This window comes from Moorena sp. SIO3H5, assembly GCF_010692395.1.
GTDB lineage: Bacteria > Cyanobacteriota > Cyanobacteriia > Cyanobacteriales > Coleofasciculaceae > Moorena.
This window is the reverse complement of sequence record NZ_JAAHHS010000664.1, coordinates 1-2,463: the sequence shown is the minus strand read 5'-3', so window position 1 is coordinate 2,463 and position 2,463 is coordinate 1. Positions and strand designations below refer to the sequence as shown.

Annotated in this window: 2 protein-coding genes; one reads left to right on the top strand and one right to left on the bottom strand. The window is 41.8% G+C overall.

Features of this window, described 5'->3' with window-relative positions; all coding sequences use genetic code 11:
- Positions 1–679, top strand: a 679-nt coding sequence (locus F6K52_RS35245) for a D-alanyl-D-alanine carboxypeptidase (RefSeq protein ID WP_293089684.1), incomplete at its 5' end; no start/stop codon positions are given.
- Between the two features lie 186 nt (positions 680–865).
- On the opposite strand, the gene lptC is transcribed toward F6K52_RS35245, so the two are convergent.
- Entirely contained in the window at positions 866–2,008 is a 1,143-nt protein-coding gene (lptC, locus tag F6K52_RS35240) for an LPS export ABC transporter periplasmic protein LptC (protein ID WP_293089681.1), read from the bottom strand.
- Positions 2,009–2,463: the final 455 nt, after the last annotated feature.

Below are 2,463 nucleotides of genomic sequence, written 5' to 3'. Positions count from 1 at the left end.
TCCCCAATTAGAAATTGCTGGTAATGTAGTCGTATCTGATACTCCCATTCCGAAGCAAGAATATCTGTTACTCCACAAGTCTTTGCCCCTGGTAGATATTCTTAGAGAGATGAACATCTACAGTAATAACGACGTATCTCAGATGTTGTCTCAAGCCATTGGCGGCGCTCAGGCAACCGCTCGGTTGGCGGCTAGGTCAGCTGGTGTACCCGGTAGCGAAATTCAGTTGATTAATGGCTCTGGCTTAGGTATGGAAAATCGAATTTCCCCCCGTGCTGCTTGTGCTATGCTCATGGCTATTGAGCGTTTTTTACAGCCTTACCAGCTTAATCTTAGGGATGTTTTTCCCCTAGCTGGACGGGATACTAAGGGCACCATGCTCGACCGTAACATTCCCCCAGGGGCTGTGATTAAAACCGGAACTCTCAGAGAAGTTAGTGCTCTAGCTGGTTTTCTCCCAACACGCGATCGCGGTTTAGTGTGGTTTGCCATAATTAATGGTGGCAACGATATCCTAGAATTTCGAGCAAAACAGGATCAGCTACTGCAACGCCTGTCTGTCGAGTGGGGTGCCCTTACCCAAAAGAGTAGCAATCAAACCCATAAACCATTGATCATTGGTGATCCCAAGCGTATTGAAAAAATCAGCAGTGCCTTGTTGATTGAAAATAAAAAATAGCAAATAGATATCTAGTTGGCTTGACCGTTGACGGTCAACGGTCAACTTTGGTCAACGGTCAACGGTCAACAGTCAACGGTCAAGGGTTGAGCAACGGCTCCAAAGCCAGTCTCAGCAATAAATTAATTTAGGCTACAGTCAACCTTGGCCAAAAGGCCACGCGTGCGCGTTCAACCTTCAACTAGCTCAAGGAATAATTTCTGTTACCACTCTTTCCCCAACACCACTAGTTACTAAAATATCTTGAGCTTCAAGGTTACCCACTGCTTTATCACCAGTCGTATTAAATTGGGGTGAAACTTGTTCATATATTACATTACCTGAGGCTTCCATCTGTTGGGTGGGGATATCCCAAGTTAGCTGATTAGCGTATAGTTTGGCTTGCTTACGGCTTCCCTCCCCTTGTACTCCTCCAGTTAACCTAACTACTTTCTTACCCAAATCTACCCGTCCCCTGTTAGCTGTTACCATCACTTTCTCCTGCTGGTGAACAATTCTAACCGGCTGATCGGACACCACAGTTTTATCATTCAAATTCCAAACTGCTGAATTAGTCGATATCACGACCGGTGGTTCAACCGAAGTCAACTGCACATTTTTCTTGAGAGTTGCTATATTTGCCTTAAGGTTTACCTCAGAATTGTCTGCTTCCACTCGTTCTGTTACTATCTTATTTTTATAGCGCTCAATAAGTATCCTTTTGTTACCAATTACCTTCTGTTGTTCGATTTGCCAGAGCAAACGTTCTGTTTTCATTTGCAAGTTTGGGTCTTTTGATATGGCTGCTACTTGACCAATTAATTCCAACTTCTGGGTTCGACTTAAGTAACGCCCTTCCTTTGCGGATGCTTGTAGTTTAGGGTGATTACCTTTAACGTTATTGCGGATAACTAACAAATCTTCCTTAGGTTTCCACTCAGACTCATCACCTCGTAACACAGCACCATTACGGGGATCAGTAGCCGTGACCTGACCTTGGAGAAACACTATCTCACCATTCTCTAGAATTTCACCACTCTGGGCTGACACCTGTAAAATCAGTTTCCCATCTTGATACAAATCCCCATTGGGTTTGTCAATGTAAGCGATTTTTCTATCTGGAGAGTAAGTCGCTTTATCTCCTGTAACTTTCCATAGAGGACGACCTTGCTTATCTGACTGATCTAGAGTAACGTTTTTAAAGACTAGACTTCCTTCAATTTTTTCAGTAATTTTATTGTCTTCCTGAACTTGATTTAATGACTTCGGCTCACTCTGACAACCAGATAATAAGTAAACCGTGAAAATCAAACTAAAAATTTTAAGATATCTCTTGGAATATAAAGACATATGGCAAAAGAAGCGTGTGGTTAGGATAAATGACTATAAAATAATCGATACAGACCTTACTCAGAAAGACTTGTATCGATTTAAAAAAGTAATTTTTATAAAAATTGCTTTCTAGGAAATGCTATAATATAGCAATCCTAAATTATTTGTAAAATATGCAAGATCGTAAATCCTTACTGGGCAAGGGTTATAGCGATAGCTTCGCCGAACATATGTCACAAATCCTATAGGATTTGTGACAAGTGAGCGGGTTTAAACCCAGCCAGGTATAACAAGAATCACGTTTCGTAAAATTACCACAACCTATTTAGGATTGCTATAGTTATTACTGATACTTTTAACCCGGACAAACCATGACATCATAGACATTGCTGTCTATGGTGTCAGATACGCTGAGTACTACATCCCCAACATTGTTGAGGAAGGTGGTATCCCACATCGCCTTTCGGCAAAGC

Bases quoted from the DNA above. Each gene is read 5' to 3' on its own strand.
- lptC (WP_293089681.1), bottom strand. From the start codon at position 2,008: ATGTCTTTATATTCCAAGAGATATCTTAAAATTTTTAGTTTGATTTTC.